This is a genomic window from Arthrobacter phoenicis (assembly GCF_047238215.1).
In the GTDB taxonomy this organism is placed as follows: Bacteria; Actinomycetota; Actinomycetes; order Actinomycetales; family Micrococcaceae; genus Arthrobacter.
This window is the reverse complement of record NZ_JBDFMK010000001.1, coordinates 2173281-2191770: the sequence shown is the minus strand read 5'-3', so window position 1 is coordinate 2191770 and position 18490 is coordinate 2173281. Positions and strand designations below refer to the sequence as shown.

Below are 18490 nucleotides of genomic sequence, written 5' to 3'. Positions count from 1 at the left end.
GCCGCTCCTCGTCACGCTAGCCGGTCTTGGCGAGTTCGTAGATCCGGACAGCGCCGTTCTCGAACACCCGCTGGACGTTGGAGGATCCGGCCAGCTGCCGCTCCAGGGTGGGGAGTGTGCCGGGATCGAACAGGTTGTCCTTGGCCGCCTGCGCGATCTGCGAGTCGGAGAAGACCACGAAGATCCGGTCCGGCTTGAAGTTGCGGTCAGCGTACCGGGCCACGTCCACCGAGGTCAGGCCGTGGCCGGAGGACTGGATGAACTTGGTCAGCGACGCCGTCCGTCCCGCGTCCAGGTAACTGGGATAGTTCGGACCCACCAGCAGCGGGAAGAAGGCGTTCGTTTCCATCACCGCGTCCTTGGGATTGACGGTGGAATCCAGCCACTGGGCCGCGGCGACGTCTTCCTTGGGGACGCGGAACTTGGCCTCGTTCTGGAAGTAGGTGATGGTGAACAGAATCGCCATCGCGGTCAGTGCCGCCGCGGTGCCGATGGCCGCCTTGCGGGTCCGCAGCGGCCCGGCCCAGAACAGCCAGGCGGCGCCGACGGCCAGCCAGGGAAGGGCGAACAGGTAAACCCGGAACTTGGCTTCGCCGCCGTAGGACTGGATCAGCAGCCAGAACAGCGGTGCGACGGCCAGCCAGGCCACCATGATCGTTTGCCGGACGTTGCCGCGCAGCAGGTTGCGGACGAAGCCGCCCACGCCCAAGATGCCGATGAGGATGGACAGGGCCTCCGGCGCCCGGCCCAGCAGGCCGGTGGGGCCTCCGTCCGGCGGCTCGTAGCTGGCGTTCTTCAGGAAGTCGAAGCCGAAGAGTCCGTACTTGCCGGCCACGAAGTCGAGGTTGGGCAGCAGGTACAGGACGGCCAGCACCGCCAGGACCGGGCCCGCCCAGCGCGGCCGGAAGTATCCGAAGACGAAGAGCGGCAGCAACGCCAGGCTCGCCAGGTAGGGGGTGAGCTGGTGGCTGGCCACCGAGACGGCCTGCAGGACCAGCAGGACAATCACCGCCGGCAGCACCAGGGTCTGGGCGAAAGGCCGGGTCTGCGCGTCATCCTGTGCCGAGTCCGACCGCGCTGCCCGGCGGCGGCTCAGCCTCTCCTCCCAGGCGACGGCGAACCGCGCCGGGGTGCCGCGCAGGAAGGTCAGGGCGATCAGGCACATCGTCAGGTACAGCGTGTAGGAGAACGCCTGCGGGGAGTAGTAGTTCTGGTTGACCCAGTTGGTCAACGCGAACACCAGGGCCGCCGTCCACTGGATCCGGCGGTTGCTGGAGAGGGCCCGGACAATCGCCAGGACGAGTGCCACATCCAGCACGGCGAAGCTGAACTCTGCCAGCGAGGCGTAACCGATGGCGTCCGGGTATCCCACCGTGTCGCCCAGGAAGGCGCTGGCGGAGAAGAACCCGGGCCAGCGGTTGTAGATATCGATCGAGGCGTCCACCTGGCCGGAGGCCCCGATGTAGTCGGTGACGGCGATGTGCTTGTACGTCCACGGGAGCCGGGGAACGCTGACCACCAGGGCCGCCGATGCGTAGAGCATGGCGACGAGGCCGGTAAAAGAGACCGCGAGGAACGGGGTGGATGCCATCTCCCGGGCCGCGACCGCCCAGATGCAGAGCCCGGCAACGGCGGCGACGGCCACGAACCAGATCGGCGGGAAGGTCGAGAGCAGTCCGGCGTCGCCCTTCAGCCCGTCCCCGGTCACGGACAACGCCACGCCCCAGAGGACCATGGCCGCCGCCAGCACGGCCCACGGGATGTGGCTCGCGGGGCTGCTGTTCCGCAGGCCATCGAGGCTCAGGAGCCGCCGCCACTGCAGGGGCTCCCGGTCCGTGGCCGGGGCGGGCAGGACGATCAGCAGGACGGAGGAGGCGATCAGCACCGCGGCTGCGACGGGCCTCGGCTGCCACAGGTGGGTCCACACCATCGCCAGGGACAGGATGGTGTAGACGGCGGCGCTGAGTACCAGCGTGCCGATGGCCCGTGCCAGCGGATCAATGCCGGTGAGCCGCCGCACCACCACCCATCCCGGGAGGATCAGGCAGCCGAGCAGCGTCACCGGGGCCAGCGCGGGTCCTCCCAGCCCGAGCAGGATCAGTGCTGCCAGAACGACTCCGGCAATGGCCAAGCCGACATCCAGGGGGCGCTCCGTACGGAGCCTGTTCACCGACGAGAGGGGCGCCCTGGGCGCCGGCTTCTCGTTTTCCATAATGAGACTCATGAACTTGACTTCCTCGCTTGTTGAAAAGTGGCGAGGGGAAAACGGTGTTCCATGGTGACGCCGAATTCCCCTCAAAACTGTGCGTCGTGTGCTGCGATGCGGCTGCCTATGCGGCTCGTCGGCGCCGGCAGGAGCGGCGCTGCAGCAGATAGTTGAACGGGCCGCGGGCCACCGAGACGAGCTCGGTGCGCAGCGCCTTTGCCATCACCGGGTTCCTCGGGACGTCGTCGGCCGTCTCGCCGTCGGCATGCGCGCGGGTGTTGCGCAGGAAGTAGACGGCGCCGCGGGGTGCCCGGACCAGCGCCATCCGCGCGGTCCGGGGGTTGAGCATGATCTTGGTCAGCCATGCTCCCAGGCCGTTGCCGTAGCCCCGCGCCTGGACGATCAGGTCGTCGAGTTCGGCGCGGTGCCGGTGCCAGACAACGGCGGAGGGCTGGACCACCAGCGACCGCCCGGACAGAATGACCCGGGTGAACATGTCCAGGTCCTCGCCCCCGCCGGTCCGCGTGCCTACCCCCAGGGCAGGATCAAATGCCCCCAGCGCCAGGGCCGTCCGGCGGTCGAGGGCGAAGTTCGCTCCCGTCCCATAGGCCCCCACGCAGAATGGGAAGACGGGCAGGTCCGCCGGCGGGTCGGCCAGGGAGTAGACCCTGGGCGCCACGGTCTTGGACCAGCTCACCCGCTCCTCGAAGTACCCCTGCGCCAGCGAGCGAAGCTCCCCCGCCGGGACCAGCCCGGTGACACAGGCGACGTCGGGGGCCTGTTCGAAGCCTGCGGCGATTCCCCTCAGCCACCCCGGGTCCACCACGACGTCGTCATCGGTGTACGCGACGATGTCGCCGCGCGCGTGCCGGAGGCCGGCGTTGCGGGCGTTGGAAAGTCCGGGGCGCCGCTCCGAGATGAGGACCAGCCGCGCGTCGGAGAACTCGGTCCGGACCAGGTCACGGGTGACGCTGGTCCGGGCGGCGTTGTCCACGACGATGACGTCGAAGTCCGGGTAGTCGAGGCGGAGGATGGCGTGCAGGGCCTTCCGGAGCAGCTCCGGCCGGTCCCGCGTGCAGACGACGACACTGATGGCGGGGGTTGTGGTGGAGTCCGGCGCCGGGACCCGGGGCAGGGCGGCGGCCGCCTCCTCGAGCCGGGTCCGGGAGAGCGTGCCGTCGGCCGTTTCCAGGTCGACGAAGCCACGGACGGCGGCACCCTCCCTGACCAGCAGACGTGCCCGCCGGTATCCCTGCGCGTCCTGCAGCCGCAGTTCGCTGCACCCGCCCAGGGATCCCAGGTCCACGGCTCCAACCCAGCGGGCACCGGCCCAGTCGGGGGCCGCTTCGGCCCCCATGGCCGGGGCCAGCTCGAGGACCGCGCCGGCCGGATCTGGCCGGCGCGGCGCGGCGACGTCGATCACGTGGCTTCCCGCCAGGGCTGCTGGGCCGCAGGAGCGGCGGCAGCCGGGGTGGGAGCCTCACCCGTGCCAAGCCGGCGGCCGCTGACATAGCCGGCGGCCGTCACCCCCAGCACCGCCACGTAGGCGCCTGCACGTTGCAGGCCGTGCGGGTCCTTGCCGCGGCCCCAGTCCGTCAGGGCGCCGACGACTGCCCGGGGCAGGACGCTGCGGACATACCGCCGTTCCGGCCCCAGGGCCCGCTTGTGGCCGACGACCTTGCTGACCTGGGCCTTGGAGAGGCCCTCGGACCAGGAGCGCTCGAGCATGTACCGGAACGTGCCCCGCTGGACCGGGACGTGGTGCCGGACCACGGCAGCGGGTTCGTAAACCACCCGCGATCCGGGGGATCCGATGGCCGCACGGATGCAAATCTCGGTCTCCTCACAGCCCAGCGGCTTGGTTGCCTGCCGGCCAAGGCTGACGTTGAAGCCCCCTACGTGCTGGAGGATGTCGCGCCGGAAGGACATGTTGGCGCCCACTACGTTGCGGACCTCGGAGGCCACCGTGGGCAGGCCGCGGTGGCTGCAGCCGACAATCCAGTCCAGCTCGGGACCGAAATGACCGGGCCGGCCGCCTTCCCAGACGGGTTCGACGCGGCCGCCGACGGCCAGGACATCCGAGTCGTCGTAGAGGGCCGTGAGTCGCTCCAGCCATGTCGGCTCGGCCTCGGCGTCGTCGTCCAGGAAGGCGACGATGTCGGAGGTCACGAGCGCGGCGCCGGTGTTGCGGGCCCCGGAGAGCCCCTTCGGACCGGTGCTCTCCACGAGGGTCACGTCCTGGACAGTTGCCACCAGCCGCTTGTACAGGTCAACGTTGTGGTCGACCACCACGATCACCTGTTCTGGCCGGAGGGTCTGGGCGTGGACGGAATCGATGACGTGCATCAGCAGGTCCCAGCGCTGCTCGGTATAGGAGCAGATCACCACGGAGACCGACGGGCGGAAATTGGCGTTGAGCATCTCAAGCCCCTTCCGCCACCGCGAGCACGCTGCGCGGATCCGTGGGCGTGCGGGCGAAGCGGACGTCCGGGTAGGTGTACTTCACCCGACGCAGCGCCTCGGGCCGGGCGCCGGCGGAGGGCGCCTCCCAGCTGGTGCACTCCTTGGCCAGGGTGCGCAGAACGCGCCAGCCGTCACGGAACGTCTGCAGGTTCGAAACCCCGGAGATGCGGTCCAGCTCGAAGCTGGGCACCTCCGCGATCCGCAGGCCGGCGCGCGCCGCCCGGACGATCAGCTCGGTCTCGATTTCGAAACCGTCCGATTCGAGCTGCAGCACCTCCAGGCATTCGCGCCGCAGGGCGATGTAGCCGTAGCAGAGGTCAGAGTAGTTGCTGCGAAGGACCGTGTTGGCGAGGCCGGTGAGCACCCGGTTGCCGGTGTTGCGCAGCCAGGTCAGGTCCTCCGAGCCTCCGCCGGTCACGTACCGGGAACCCTTCACGAAGTCGTAGTCGTGCTGGAGGGGAGAAACGAACCAGCCGATCTCCTGCGGATCCATGCTGCCGTCGGCGTCGAGCATCACGATGATGTCCCCGGAGGCGGCGGCGAAGCCGGCCCGGACCGCGATGCCCTTTCCCTTCCGCGGTTCCTTAACCACGACGACGTCGACCCGCAGGGCGCGGGCGACGTCGACAGTGTGGTCCCGCGAGCGTCCGTCGACGATCACCACCTCATCCACGTACGACGGCATGCGCCGCAGCACCCAGGGCAGATTCATTTCCTCATTGAGCGTTGGAATTACCACACTGACAGTTGCCCGGAGCGCGGAACTATCGGTTGTTGAGACAGATCTTGGGGCCAAATTTTGAACTGACAAAAGCCTCACCACTTCATGAATTTAGACGCCCGGGAATTACCCCCAGCGATTGAGAACCTATCGGACAAATTCGGAGAGAATTTCACAAACCTGTACCGACCCATATCCCAGCTTTGCCACTGGGCTGTGGCCATATCCGAAGCCTAAAGTTCACCTAAAGTTGTGTCACGAGTGGCTGTTACTTGGGCCTGTGTACTCATATCCGCAGTAGAAAAGGGGTCCTACTTGGGTCCCCGGACCGGGCTACTCGGACCGCAGGGCAGGATCCGCGATGGACTACTCAGCCGCTAGCAGCCAGCCGCCAGGCCGCGGGAAACAGCGGAATTACGGGCCCGATTCCGTCCCCACCTCCCTTTTCCGCGGAATCCTTCCCGCCCGGGCAGCGGTCTCACCGGCAGCTGGCCGGCACGCGGCCCGGGGCGGGCCACTCCCTTCCCTGACCACCGGCCTGCGTACGCCGCCCCGGTTACCGCATCCGACATTCCCGGTTGACGCACTCAATTACCGCGGTCAGGAGAGCCAACCGGTTGAGGGCCGGAATTAGTTTACAAAGAATTAGCAAAAGGATCTATCCAGTCGGCGGGCCGGTGGCTACCATGGCCTCATTCAACACCCGACAATTGCGCCCGCATGAGGGCCCGCGTCCAAAACCCTCCCGCGCCAATGATTGTCGCGGCAAGAAAGAAAATGGTCCCAATGATGAAACGAATATCGCACTGGCTTAGCCGGTCCCTGGTGGTGGCCCTGGCCGCCGCCGGCGGCTTGTTGGGGGTCGCCGGAAGCGCTTCGGCTGCGGACAGCTACGGAACTCCCAGCATCAGTTTTAGCGGCGTCAGCAACCCTCCCACCTCGGACAAGCCGCAGAGCAAGCTCTGGTGGAATGACGGCTCCTGGTGGGCGGACATGTGGACCTCCGGCAGCGGCTGGCACATCTTCCGGCTGGATGTCCCCACCAACAAGTGGGTGGACACGGGGCTGCTCAACGACAGCCGGGGGAATACCCTGGCCGATGTGTTGTGGGACGGCGGCAAGCTGTACATCGCGTCGCACGTGGTGACCATCTCGACGGACAGCACGCCGAAGCCCTCCGTCTCCGGACAGCCGGCCAAGCTCTACCGCTATAGCTACTCCGGCGGCACCTACACCCTCGATGCGGGCTTCCCCACCACCATCACGAACAACACCAGCGAGTCGATGACCATCGATAAGGACACCACCGGTGCCATCTGGGCGACCTGGACGCAGGTGTCCGGGAACTCGACTTCCGGTTACAAGAGCACGGTCTACGTCAACAATTCGGCGCCCGGCGGGACCAGCTGGAACACCCCGTTCGTCATCCCGGTCTCCAACCCAACTGCCGCGGCAGACGACATCTCCGCGATCGTTGCGTTCGGCAGCAACAAGATCGGCGTGATGTGGAGTGACCAGCTCACGGACAGCGTGCACTGGGCCATCCGCACCGACGGCACCAACCCGACCGCTACATCGTCGTGGCGGTTCCAGGACGCCATCAAGGGCAAGGGCCAGGCGGACGACCACCTGAACATCAAGACCCTGCAGGCGGACACGAGCGGGCGTGTCTTTGCGGCCGTCAAGACCAGCCTGAACGACACCTCGACGGATAAGACCCTGCCGCAGTTGCTGCTGCTGGTCTTCAAGCCGGCCACCGGGTCCTTCAGCCAGTCCACCATCGCCTCCGTCGGCGACTGTGTGTCCCGGCCGCAGATCCTGCTGGATACGCAGAACAATGTGGTGCACGCCTTCCACACCGCCCCGGGCAGCACCGTGACCGGTTGCGCGTACTCGGGTGTCGCCGGCGCCATCTACGAGAAGACCGCCCCGATGGATAACCCGGTCTTCGGTTCGGGCCGCGGGACCCCCGTGATCCAGGACGGCGCGTCCTTCAACATGAACGACGTGACCACCACGAAGCAGAGCGTGAACAGCTCCACCGGCATGGCGATCATGGCCAGCAACATGGTCACCAAGACGTACTGGTTTGCCTACCGCGGCCTGGGCAGCACCCCGCCCCCGGCCACGAAGCCGGTAGCGTCGTTCACGGCGACGCCGACCTCGGGCACCGCGCCGCTGAACGTCGCCTTTACGGACACCTCCTCCGGCTCTCCGACCTCGTGGGCGTGGGACTTCGGTGACGGAACCTCGGCGACCACCCAGAACCCCTCCCACACCTACGCGGCGGGAACGTTCACGGCCAAGCTGACCGCCACCAACAGCGCCGGGTCCTCGACCTCCAGCGCCGTGATCACGGTCGGTTCCGCTCCGCCGCCCCCGCCGCCGACGTCGTCGGGCATCACCGTGGGCGCATCGTCCACGGCGGTCTCCACCACGGCCAGCTCCACGGTCAGCCTTGCCAAGCCCTCCGGGGTGGCGGCCGGTGACGTCCTGGTCGCCGCCATCACCGCGGACCTCGGCCCGTCGGTCACCGCTCCCGCGGGCTGGACGCCGATCGTCAACGGGCTGGGCATCAACAGCTCCGCCAGCAGCGGGGCGAAGGTCTTCAGCTACTACCACGTGGTGGGGTCCGCGGACCCGGCCAGCTACAGCTGGGCACTGAGCACAGCCGTCAAGTGGGGAGCCGGGGTGACCGCCTACCGCGGCGTCAACACCACGACGCCGCTGGACAGCTCCGTGGCAACCGCGGTCAACACCACGTACTCGGCCACCAGCATCACCGCGCCGAGCATCACCACCGCCAGCAACGGGGCCATGCTGATCGGCGGCGTGGGCTTCGACAGCTCCAGCCCGGGCGCCACCCCGCCGGGCGGCTGGACCGAACGCTGGGAATCCAGCGGCGGCCAAATCGGTGAACTCGCCGATGCGCCGCAGGCCACCGCCGGGGCCTCCGGCACCGCCACCTGGACGTTCAGCACTGCCAAGGCCGTGGGCGTCTGGCGCACCGCGCTGAAGCCGGCGTAGCCACAGCAGCGCCAAGCAAGTCACAAACGACGATGCCCAGGCCCGATCCGGCCGGGGCATCGCTGTGTGCGGCGGGGCTCCCACCCCCCATCTGACTGGCAGCTGAGGCCGTTTTGAGGCGTCAAAACGGCCTCAGCTGCCAGCTAGTCGGGCTCAGAGGGCGGACCAGCCGCCGTCGGAGGCGAGCACCGCGCCGTTGATGTTGGTGCCGTCGTCGCTGAGCAGGAAGGTGATGGAGGCCGCCAGTTGCGCCGCCGAGGCAGGCGTCGGAATGTTCGCGCCCATCAGCGGCCCCAGCCGCTCGACCGCCAGTTGCGAGCCCCATTCGGCGACGATGTTGGTGATGGTCGCGCCGGGGGCAACCGTGTTGAAGCGCAGCCCTTTGGGCCCGTACATCACCGCCGAGTTCTTGGTCAGCCCGATGACGGCGTGCTTGGAGGCGGTGTACGCGGCGCCGGCCGCGGAGCCGCGCAGGCCCGCTTCCGAGGAGACGTTGACGACGGAGCCCGTCCCCGCCTCCAGCATCAGCGGCAGGACCGCCCGGGTCAGCCGCATCAGTCCGGTGACGTTGATCCGGAACACGCGCTCCCAGACCGCGTCGTCCACCTCGTGGATCGGGGCGAAGTTGTCCATGATGCCGGCGACGTTCGCCAGGGCGTCGACGCGGCCGCCGGCGGCCTCGACGACGGCGGCGACCGTCTCCGCGGCGGAGATGTCCCCCGCAACGGGCAGGATCTCCAGCTCCCGGTGCCCCGCCACCAACTCATCGAGGCGCTCCGCGCTCACGTCCGCCGCGACCACCCGGCCGCCCTCCTTCGCGACCCGGAGGGCCGTTGCCAGCCCGATGCCCGAACCCGCCCCGGTGACGATGACGGTCCTGCCCGCGAACCGGCCGGGGGTGATGTTTTCCTGCCATGCAGCTTCGTTGCCCATGATGTCCTTCCAGACGCAGCAGTCCTTGACAGCGCCAGCTTAGGGCAGCGGCCGGCCGGGGAACATGGGTCACGGTTTGACGGGAGTGCCGGATGTTGTTCACAGTGATTCTGTGCTCTTGAACGTCGAACCAAGCGCTCCGGGCACGTCCGCCCCCGGCGCCCTCCCGCGGGGCCGGCAGGCAGCCGCCCTGGGGGTATTCCTGGCCGTCTCTTTCGTGGTGTCCTTCGTGGGGTCCCTGCCCATCCGGGCCAACGCTGCCGGCTGGTACGCCACCGCCCTGACGGCCCCGTGGACGCCGCCTGCGCTGGCCTTCAGTTCCGTCTGGCTGTTGCTGTACGCGGGCATGGCGGTCGCCGCCTGGCTGGTCTGGCGCCAGCGGCTGCTGCCGCGCCGGCCGGCCCTCCTGGCCTACGGCGGGTTGTTGCTGCTGAACCTGGCCTGGCCCCTGATGTTCTTTGGCATGTACCCCATGATGGGCGTTTCCGCACTGTGGCTGGCCCTGGTCCTGATTACGGCGCACGCGGCCCTGGCCGCCGCCACGGTGTTCCGATTCGGGCCGATCAGCACCGCGGCCGGGCTGCTGATGCTCCCGTACCTTTCCTGGCTGGTCTTCTCGGCCAGCCTGAACCTGTACGCCGCCCTCACCAACTGAGGGCGGCGTAGAGGTTCAGGCCTACAGGTTCAGGACGCGCCGCTCAGGCGCGGACCGGTTCGGCAAGGAGCGCATCCACCTGGCCGAGCGCGCCCTTCATGCCCTCCTCCATGCCCATGGCGACGATCTTTTCCATCTGTTCCGGGGTTTCGAAGGTTGAGACCACGCTCATCCGGGTCCGGCCGCCCAGGTCCTCCAGGGTGACGACGCCGTGGATGGTGCCCATCTCCGCGACCGGCTCGCCGTCGTCGTCGGCAAACCCGTCGTCGAACACCAGGCGGTGCGGGGCCTCCAGGGAGACGAAGCGCCACCAACCGCGGGCCTTCTCCCCCTCGGGGCCGGTCATGTAATAGCTCGCCTCTCCGCCGGGCACGAAGTCATGCTTTTCGAAGGTCGCCGGCCAGGTGGGCGGACCCCACCAGCGTTCGAGTTGCCGCGGATCCTCCCAGATCTGCCAGACGCGCTCGACGCCGGCATCGAACTCCGCGATCACGGTGAGGCTCAGCGCCCCGGGATCCTGGGCTGAACTGATGACTGTCATGATGTCCCCTTCCCTGCGATTGGTGATGCTGGCTAGTCCCCGGTGGAGCCACTCCCCGGCGCGGGCGGCGTACCTTCCGCGAGAAGGTCCGCGATTCGGTCCGAGCGCTCCCTCCAGATGTTTTCGTAGTCGTCCAGCAGACGCCGGACCCGTTGCAGTCCGTCATGGTTGGCCCGCACGATCTGCTCCCGTCCGCGTTTCTCCTTGGTCACCAGGGTGGCGCGCTCCAGGACGGCAACATGCTTTTGGACGGCGGCGAAGCTCATCGCGTAGCGCTCGGCGAGGCCCGAGACCGAAGACTCCGACGCCGTCACCCGCCGCACGATGTCCCGCCGGGTGGCGTCGGCCAGGGCCTGGAACACCCGGTCCGCCGCCTCTTCACTCAACTGATCTACAACCATTTGGTTGTAGAATATGCTGCTGCCGGTGGGCCGTCAAGGGTTTCTGTCAGCCCAGGAAAGTCCGGTGGACGTCGCTGCCGTAGCGGCGGACGATATCCCGCCGGGCGGCCTGGAACGCTTCAAGATCGCCGCGGTGGCCGTGCTGGGCCACGCGGCGCCGGGCGAGTTCGTCCGCGATGACGTCCAGGAACAGTTCGGCCAGCAGCAGCCGGGCCGAGTCGCGGAACCGGCCCCGGCCGTCGACGTAAAGCCGCACGGTGGGGGCAGCGGTGTTGATGATGACCTTGCGCTCCGCGGCGCTGTACACCGCCCGGTCTGCGCCCTCGGGCAGGCTGCGGAACTCGTAGCCGGCGAAAAGGTCCATGCCGTGGTCCCGGTTGGGCCGCGGCCTGGCCCGGGAGTCGCCTGGCGGAGCCGCGGCCCCGGCGTGCGCCGGCTGGTCACCGGCGTGCCGGGACGCCTGTTCGGCGATGACGATCTCGCAGGTGGCCCAGTGGTCTCCGGCCCTCACGGTAAGCATGCCCCGCTCCCCCGCGCGGTCCCCGGTGACCGTCCAGACCAGCCGTCCCGGATCATCGGCCACCAGGGTGTCCTGTGCCGGGGCGTGCGGCCCCTCGAGATGGATGGACGGTGGCAGCTCGGGTTCGACGGAAAGTCCTGTGGCGGAGAAGTCCGCACCCGGCGGCAGCAGTGCGGGGTCGGGCAGCAGCGCCACGTGGAACGCATGCCCCGGCGGGCGGTAGTAAAACGGCGTGGTGAACCGCAGCGCCGGGACCGCGCCGGGTGCGTCGGCGTCCCGGGTGGCTTGGGCAAGGACGCCGGCGCCGGCCTGTCCGGTTCCGGGCGTCAAGGAAGGAGCCTCGGGCTCCGTCTGCAGCCCGAGGTCGACGACGGCGGCGCGGTTCATGTGCCGTAGCAGCTCTTCGATCATCTCCGCGGTCCGGCCCGAGGTGGTGGCCCGCTCCAGGTGCGAGAGTTTCTCCCGCTCGGCGAGCACGGCGGGGGCCAGCGCCGCGCTGACGGCCCGGGAGAAGGCTTCCACGAAAGGATCCCGGGCGTTGAGGCCTTCCCGTTCGTCGCTGATGACCGCGCGGCCGTGGCCCAGCATGTCGGTGAGGGCATCGCAGCGGACCTCCCCGAAGAGGTACTCCGTGCCCACCTGGTTCTCGAAGTCGAACAGCTGGCAGTCCAGGACGGCCTGGCCGGAGAGCACCACCAGCCCGTTGGTCCGTTCGTCGCCGCGGCTGATGAGCTCGGTCCCGGAGGCCCGCTTCACGGTCAGGGCGAACGGGTAGTCCCGGCCCTCGAGCGGCACCGTCCCGGCCTGCCCGGGCCCGATGAGGACCTCGGCCGCGGGCTCGGTGAACACGACCGGCTCGGGGCTGTCCGCGCCGGAGCCGGGGTGTCCGGCGGACAGTTCCACGGTGCGCCGGCCCAGCACCGCCCGCAGGTAGTAGTTGTTGGCCAGCGACTGACGCAGGGTGTGGTGCTGGCTGATCACCACGCGGGGGTTCTCGACGACGATCGTCACCCGGGTGCCGTGCCCAGCCGTCGGCCCCTCCGTCGTCAGCCCCAGCCGCGCATAGTCCCCGGGGAGGGCCGGGCGGCTGCCGCCGCCGTCGTCGTAAAGGTACCCGCCGCTGGCGCCGCGGAAGATGTCGATCCGGGTGAAGCGCCCGTCCCGGATGGTTTCCAGCCAGCCGTGGCCCAGCCCGAAGACGGCCTGTTTCAGGCCCCGGCCGAAGTAGCCGCGGCCGTTGCCCTCGCCGCGGGCCAGCGGGCTGTGCGCGCCGCCGTAGCTGAGGATGCTGCGGGCCTGCCCGAAGCTCATGCCCTCCGCCTGGTCGGCGACCGTGAGCACGGCGCCGGTGAGGTGCCGTTCGTAGCCGACCAGGATCCGGCCCGTATCCGCGGCGTCGGCACGCTCCATCCGGGCGTAGCTTTCGTCGCTGTTGGTGATCAGTTCCACCAGCGCCTTCTCCACCGAGGCGAAGCGCCGCGAATCGATCCCGATCACGCGCTGGTCAACCTGGATTTCGGCGACGCCCATGGCACTCCCTCGCTTGGCTCCCCACCGCAGGCGGATCACAGCGCGACGGGTCACGGCCGGGCGGCCCCTTGGTCGCGGGGCGGTGCGCCGGCCGTTACGGGGAGGCTACCAGTTCAGCGGTTCGCGGCGTCAGAGTATCCCGGGGCCGGGTTTCCGGCGGCCGCGCCGCCGGTTTCGGAGTCCTCGAGGAACCCGCGCAGCCAGGCCAGGGCCTCGGCCCGGGAGGTGAAGAACTCGTGCGGGTAGTCGGTGTCCCGGCTGGTGGCCGCGGCGATCACCCGGTCCACCGCGCTGGAGCCCAGCACCGCGATAGCCAGGACGTCCGAGGACTTCGCGAACTCGTACCGGGCCGCCGCGCTGATTTCGACGTCGGTCATCACCGAGAGCATCGGCATGCGGCTGCTCCCGGTGATCGCGGCGGTCGCTTTGAGGGCGTCCCGCGCGTCGACGATGTCCACGAACGAGCCCGGCGCCCAGGAGGACTCGATGATGCCGTCGGTGACCGTCAGCGAGTTTTTCCCGTTCGCAGCGAGGATCGTTTCGGCCGTCATCCGGCCCATTGTAGGCGCGGCGCGCAGTGGCAGCGTGTCAACACCCCGGTCAGCGGACGCCGGCACGCTTGCGGCGGTCCTTCTTGCCGCGCAGGTCCCGGTTCAGCCGGCGGTCGCCGTGGTACAGGATGGACTCCCAGTCGATCTCCTCGGGAGCCTTCGGCACGATCGCCGGAGCCTCGGCGCGCGGGGCCTTGGGCCTGACGTAAAGCCAGTTCAGCACGCCTAGGAAGATGTCCACGATGGAGTTCCGGACCCCGATGTAGGCCACGATCGCGTAGGTGGCCATGACCGCGTTGAACGCCGCGAACACCGCGTTGGCCCAGTTCTGCAGGGAGACGTCGCGCCAGACGGTGAAGAGGGAGAACGCCACGATCGCGTAGGGTGCCAGGACGTAGATGGCGGGAGCGGCGGTCCGGTCCTTGACCTTGGGCGTGCGGGCGAAGGGGATCTTGTCGCCGGTCAGGGCCTGCTGCAGCGACTTGATGACGCCGGCCAGGTTGACCGGCATGAGGACCAGGTTGAAGCCGTAGATCCTAAAGATGTCGCTGAAACGGTGGCCGGAATCGCGGAGGTCGCTGCCCATCGCCAGGAAGTAGGGCAGGGCGGCAGCGAACACCAACGGGCTGAGCAGCCGGCTGTCGTAGGGGTAGGCGAGCAGGAAGAGCAGGCCGAAGCTGGCCCAGGTGATGGAGGCCATGTAGTTGACCCGCAGCATGACTTCGCGGCCGCGCACGTTCCGGTCGGTGCCGCGGCGGCGCCGGATGGTGTCCCAGAGCTTGGGCAGGATCAGCAGGCCGCCGTTGGCCCAGCGGCGGCGCTGCACCACCAGGGACCCGAAGTCCGGCGGGGTGGCGCTGTAGCTGAGGCGTTCGGGGTAATTGACCAGGTCCCAGCCCTCGCGGCCGAGGTCCACGCTGGATTCGGTGTCCTCGATGACCGTCCGGTCCTGGATGTAGGTCCGCACCTCGAAGCCGCCCTCGGAGGAGACCTCCACGATGTCCTCGAGCGCCACCTTGCGGATCACCGCGTTGGCGCCCACCCAGAAGGTCGCGCCGTAGCGGGTCATGCCCTGGTGCTGGATGTGCTGGAGGTCGGTCGAGGCGCCGGCGACGCGCTCGATGCGGGTCGGGGCGCCGCGGAAGGAGGAGTACGGGGTCTGGGTAACGGCGACCCGTTCGTTGCCCGGGGATTCCAGGAACGCGACCAGGCGCAGGCAGTAGTCGCGCAGCAGCAGCGAGTCGGCGTCGAGGGTCAGGACGTAGGTGCTGTCGGCCACGACCAGGTCGCCGGGCGCGGGCTCCGTGGCCTGCCGCAGGACGGTCCCGTCCGCGGTCTGTTCCTGCCGCCAGCGGTGGCCCATCAGGCTCAGGTAGGAGTTCAGGTTCATCGCCTTGTTCGCCTCGTGCGAGAGGCTGACGTACTTCTTGCGCTCGAAAGAGGCGACGCGGGCGTTGAAGATCCAGGTCAGGCGGGCGTAGAGCTCGCGCATCCGGGGACGCTCGGGGACGGCACCCTGGGCCTGGGCGGCGTACAGTGCGGTCAGGACCAGCCGGAGCTCGCGGGCGAGGCCCATGAGGACCAGGTCCACGAAGAACTCATCGACGTGGTCCTCCACGCGTTCGGCCTCGGCCATGCCTTCAAGCCAGCCGGCGGCGTATTCGTATTCGTCGATCAGCGCGCGCAGGCCGGCGTCGCCGTGCCCCTCGCCCTGGTCAAAGGCGGCCAGCGCCGCATTCAGCCGGGTGGCGGGTTCCTTTAGCGTCCGGGTGATGTTGGTGGCCAGGTCGCGGGTGGCCTGCAGCCGCTCCTGGTCCGCCGGGTCGGTCGGAAAGGGCGGGTCATCGAGCAGCAGCACCACGGAAAGGTCGGGGAATTCCTGCAGCGCGGCGGACCACAGCGTAGCCCGGACCACCTGCGGCTCCTCGGCGTAGGAGGGGACGAGCACGGTGACGGAGGAGTCGTAGTCGGCGAAGTGGCGGTCCAGTTCGCCGCGCGGAATCCTGCGGTGGTCGCGGAAGCGGTTAAGTGCGCCCTGGCGGGCCAGCAGGTACATCAGCGCCGAAAAAGTCAGGAATGTTACGACGACGACGTAGGAGACGGATTCGGCGCGGAACCGGAACCCGGCCGTGGGGTCATTGATGAGCTGCCGCAGCACGGTGGTCACCACATAGGCGAGCCAGGCCAGGACGGTGACGACGATGCCGACCCGGCCAAGGATGATTTTCCGGCGCGACGGCTCGGGGTGGACGATGGCCAGGGGCTCTGACCGCCGTTCTGCACCCCATTGGCGTTTCCGGGTTTTCGACGCCGCGTCATCGGCGTCCAGATCTTCGGGCCGAGGCGTGGCCAGGACGTCAGTCATACTTCCCCATCTGCAGATGTGTACCCCCAGCGGACACACGTCAGGCCGCACTGTCCGCCATTGCACGGTGCGATCTGCCCTTATACTAAGCGCACGACCCCGAATTATCAGTCCCCCGGCCGAAGATCGTTACCGGCGGGAGACTCTTGATTTGGCGGCGTATCCGCATTAGGGGGTTGCCGGACAGCTCTCCGACAAGCATTGGGGTAATTCTGTGTCTAACCGCTTTCCCGGACGCCGCCTTTCCAAGCTGCGGCTGGGGATCCTCATCCTGGTCGTGGCCGTCCTCGCCGGCGGCTCCTACCTGGGCCTGCGTTCCTTCCAGGACGCCAACGCCGCCTCGTCCATCCCGTCCGTGTTCTCGGGCTACGTGGACGTGACGGCCACGCCGCGGTTCGCGTTCGAGACCCCCACCACGCCCGAGGCGAAGGGCACCGTGCTGTCCTTCATCGTCGCGGACAAGCAGAACCCCTGCGTCCCGTCCTGGGGCGCCGCCTACGGCCTGGCCCAGGCCGAGTCGGACCTTGACCTGGACCGCCGCATCGCCCGGCTGCGCCAGGCCGGCGGCTCGGTGTCCGTGTCCTTTGGCGGCCTGACCAACAGCGAACTGGCGGTCGCCTGCACGGACCAGGACCGGCTCACCGGCGCCTACCGCGATGTCGTCGAACGCTACGACCTCCCCTCGATCGACCTGGACGTCGAGGGGGCCGCGCTCAGTGACACCGCCTCGCTGGACCGCCGCGGCAAGGCCGTCGCCGCCCTCCAGCAGCAGCGCTCGGGCGCCGGCAAGAACCTCGACGTCTGGCTCACCCTCCCGGCAGACCCCAACGGCCTGACCGAGGCCGGGCGCGACGCCGTGGCCCGCACCCTCCGCGCCGGCGTGAAGCTGACCGGCGTAAATATCATGACGATGGACTTCGGCGGCAGCAAGCAGCCGGGACAGTCCATGTACCAGGCCTCCGCGTCCGCCGCCGACGCCGCCCACAAGCAGCTCCAGGCGCTGTACCGCGACAACGGCGAGGACCTCGGCACGGACACCACCTGGCGCCGGCTGGGACTGACGCCGATGATCGGCCAGAACGACATTGCCGGCGAAATCTTCACCCTGGACGACGCGGCCGCGCTCAACGCCTACGCCAAGTCCAAGGGCGTGGGCCGGGTGTCCATGTGGTCCCTGAACCGCGACCGCACCTGCGGCAGCAACTACCCCGACGTCACCAAGGTCTCGGACAGCTGCAGCGGCATCAATCAGGGCAGCTCCTCCTTCTCGACAGTCCTCGGCGCCGACGTCATCCCGACCCGCAGCGCGGACGCACCGGCCCCGGCGGCCTCCGCGACCCCGACGGCCACCGACGACCCCTCCACCAGCCCGTACCCGGTGTGGAACCAGACCTCCCGCTACGTCAGCGGCGACCGGATCGTCTGGCACGGCAACGTCTACGAGGCCAAGTGGTGGACGCAGGGCGACAGCCCGGACAACCCCGTGGAACAGGGCGCCGCCGTGCCGTGGAAGCTGATCGGCCCGGTTCTGCCCGGCGACCGCCCCAGCCCCCGCGCCACGGTCCCGGCCGGTACCTACCCGGACTGGTCTCCGACCACCGTGTACCAGCGCGGAACCCGGATCCTCTTCGACGGGTACGCCTTCGAGGCCAAGTGGTGGAGCCAGGGCGACAGCCCGCAGGCAATGCTCGAGGGCGCCCCGGACTCCCCTTGGCTCAAGCTCACGGCGGCCCAGCTGCAGGCGCCGTCGGCAACGGCGTCGGCGACGGCTTCCCCCACCGCGTCCGGGAAGTAGCGGCCGCCAACTCCCTTTCCCATCCGCCCGATCCAGCGAACCGACGGAGCGCCCGTGTCACTGCGCAAAGGAATGTCCGTGGAGTGGAACTCGCCGCAGGGAAAGACCCACGGCAAGATCGTGGAAAAGAAAACAAGCGACTTCGAGCTGGACGGAAACACCCACCGGGCCAGCGAGGACGAGCCGCAGTACGTGGTGGAGTCGGCCAAGACCGGTGCCCGCGCGGCACACAAGGCCTCGGCCCTGACCGAAAAGAAGTAGCCGCCGGGCCGTCCCGCCCGGGCATGTGACCATTCTCACCCGCAATATTCGGCTTCTGGCTTGAGGGCCATGCCGGCCGCTGTGCATCATGGAAAAGCCGGCCGGGACCCCCAAGCTCCCGCCGGCGCAGCCCCGGATCCGCCCCGATGCCCCGCGCGTCGGACGCTGGCCGGGGATCCATACTGGTGGACGCAACGAGGCCAAACCGGTGGGCTTTCCAGCCGCCATGGTCCCGGGTGTTTCCGGTATGGACTGACGGCGGCTCCGCATCGGTGCGGCAGCCGGAGATCCGGATCAAGAATGGAAGCCTGAACAATGACGTTTGAAACTGCCACCACCGTGACCCACAAATTCTGGGACCGTGCCACGATGCACCACGAGCTGGATGCCCTGGTCCACGAGCACTCGGTCCGCTACAACACCGCCAAGTCCAACGTCGCCGTCCACGCCAGCGGCCCCAACACCTTCACCCTCAGCGTGCAGCACGGCGCGGGCAACCTCGAGGCGGCCTCCGCCTAGGA

The 18490-nt window shown here is 68.8% G+C and carries 15 protein-coding genes; 5 read left to right on the top strand and 10 right to left on the bottom strand.

Annotated elements, in window-relative coordinates; genetic code table 11:
- Positions 1-16: 16 nt before the first annotated feature.
- From ABC337_RS10280 to ABC337_RS10265, 4 genes are all read right to left on the bottom strand, one after another.
- Positions 17-2131 carry a hypothetical protein gene (locus tag ABC337_RS10280; RefSeq protein WP_412884040.1) on the bottom strand — a complete coding sequence of 705 codons (2115 nt, stop codon included), beginning with the start codon at positions 2129-2131 and terminating at the stop codon, positions 17-19.
- A gap of 199 nt (positions 2132-2330) precedes the next feature.
- Positions 2331-3629 (bottom strand): glycosyltransferase family 2 protein, encoded by a 1299-nt coding sequence (locus tag ABC337_RS10275; protein ID WP_412884041.1) that lies wholly within the window; start codon positions 3627-3629, stop codon positions 2331-2333.
- Positions 3626-4627 carry a glycosyltransferase family 2 protein gene (locus ABC337_RS10270; RefSeq protein ID WP_412884042.1) on the bottom strand — a complete coding sequence of 334 codons (1002 nt, stop codon included), beginning with the start codon at positions 4625-4627 and terminating at the stop codon, positions 3626-3628. Before ABC337_RS10270 ends, ABC337_RS10275 begins: the two co-directional genes overlap by 4 nt.
- A gap of 1 nt (position 4628) precedes the next feature.
- Positions 4629-5408, bottom strand: coding sequence for a glycosyltransferase family 2 protein (locus ABC337_RS10265; protein ID WP_290256231.1), 780 nt, complete (start codon positions 5406-5408; stop codon positions 4629-4631).
- Positions 5409-6176: 768 nt separating this feature from the next.
- Here ABC337_RS10265 and ABC337_RS10260 point away from each other — a divergent pair.
- Positions 6177-8417: a PKD domain-containing protein gene (locus ABC337_RS10260; RefSeq protein WP_412884043.1), complete on the top strand. Its 2241-nt coding sequence runs from the start codon at positions 6177-6179 to the stop codon at positions 8415-8417.
- 153 nt (positions 8418-8570) lie between these two features.
- Here the strand turns inward: ABC337_RS10260 and ABC337_RS10255 are convergent, their stop codons facing one another.
- On the bottom strand, positions 8571-9350 hold the full coding sequence (locus tag ABC337_RS10255) for an SDR family NAD(P)-dependent oxidoreductase (protein WP_412884044.1): 780 nt from the start codon (positions 9348-9350) through the stop codon (positions 8571-8573).
- A gap of 112 nt (positions 9351-9462) precedes the next feature.
- Between ABC337_RS10255 and ABC337_RS10250 the strand changes: the two genes are divergently transcribed.
- Positions 9463-10005: a TspO/MBR family protein gene (locus tag ABC337_RS10250; protein ID WP_412884045.1), complete on the top strand. Its 543-nt coding sequence runs from the start codon at positions 9463-9465 to the stop codon at positions 10003-10005.
- 43 nt (positions 10006-10048) lie between these two features.
- Here the strand turns inward: ABC337_RS10250 and ABC337_RS10245 are convergent, their stop codons facing one another.
- The 5 genes from ABC337_RS10245 to ABC337_RS10225 form a co-directional block, all read right to left on the bottom strand.
- Positions 10049-10546, bottom strand: coding sequence for an SRPBCC family protein (locus ABC337_RS10245; RefSeq protein ID WP_412884046.1), 498 nt, complete (start codon positions 10544-10546; stop codon positions 10049-10051).
- Between the two features lie 32 nt (positions 10547-10578).
- Positions 10579-10947 (bottom strand): ArsR/SmtB family transcription factor, encoded by a 369-nt coding sequence (locus tag ABC337_RS10240; RefSeq protein ID WP_412884047.1) that lies wholly within the window; start codon positions 10945-10947, stop codon positions 10579-10581.
- A 46-nt stretch (positions 10948-10993) separates the two neighbouring features.
- Positions 10994-12997 (bottom strand): ATP-binding protein, encoded by a 2004-nt coding sequence (locus ABC337_RS10235; protein ID WP_412893226.1) that lies wholly within the window; start codon positions 12995-12997, stop codon positions 10994-10996.
- 113 nt (positions 12998-13110) lie between these two features.
- The gene (locus tag ABC337_RS10230) at positions 13111-13548 is read right to left on the bottom strand and encodes a DUF7793 family protein (protein ID WP_412884049.1); all 438 of its coding nucleotides are present in this window, start codon (positions 13546-13548) and stop codon (positions 13111-13113) included.
- Positions 13549-13597: 49 nt separating this feature from the next.
- A complete protein-coding gene (locus tag ABC337_RS10225; protein ID WP_412884050.1) occupies positions 13598-15913 on the bottom strand; it encodes a glycosyltransferase family 2 protein in 2316 nt (771 codons plus the stop codon).
- A gap of 214 nt (positions 15914-16127) precedes the next feature.
- Between ABC337_RS10225 and ABC337_RS10220 the strand changes: the two genes are divergently transcribed.
- From ABC337_RS10220 to ABC337_RS10210, 3 genes are all read left to right on the top strand, one after another.
- Complete coding sequence (locus tag ABC337_RS10220) at positions 16128-17708, top strand: chitinase (RefSeq protein WP_412884051.1); 1581 nt, start codon at positions 16128-16130, stop codon at positions 17706-17708.
- Positions 17709-17762: 54 nt separating this feature from the next.
- Positions 17763-17969, top strand: a complete 207-nt coding sequence (locus tag ABC337_RS10215) for a hypervirulence associated TUDOR domain-containing protein (RefSeq protein ID WP_290256242.1) — start codon at positions 17763-17765, stop codon at positions 17967-17969.
- Between the two features lie 315 nt (positions 17970-18284).
- Positions 18285-18488 (top strand): hypothetical protein, encoded by a 204-nt coding sequence (locus tag ABC337_RS10210; protein ID WP_412884052.1) that lies wholly within the window; start codon positions 18285-18287, stop codon positions 18486-18488.
- Positions 18489-18490 lie beyond the last annotated feature (2 nt).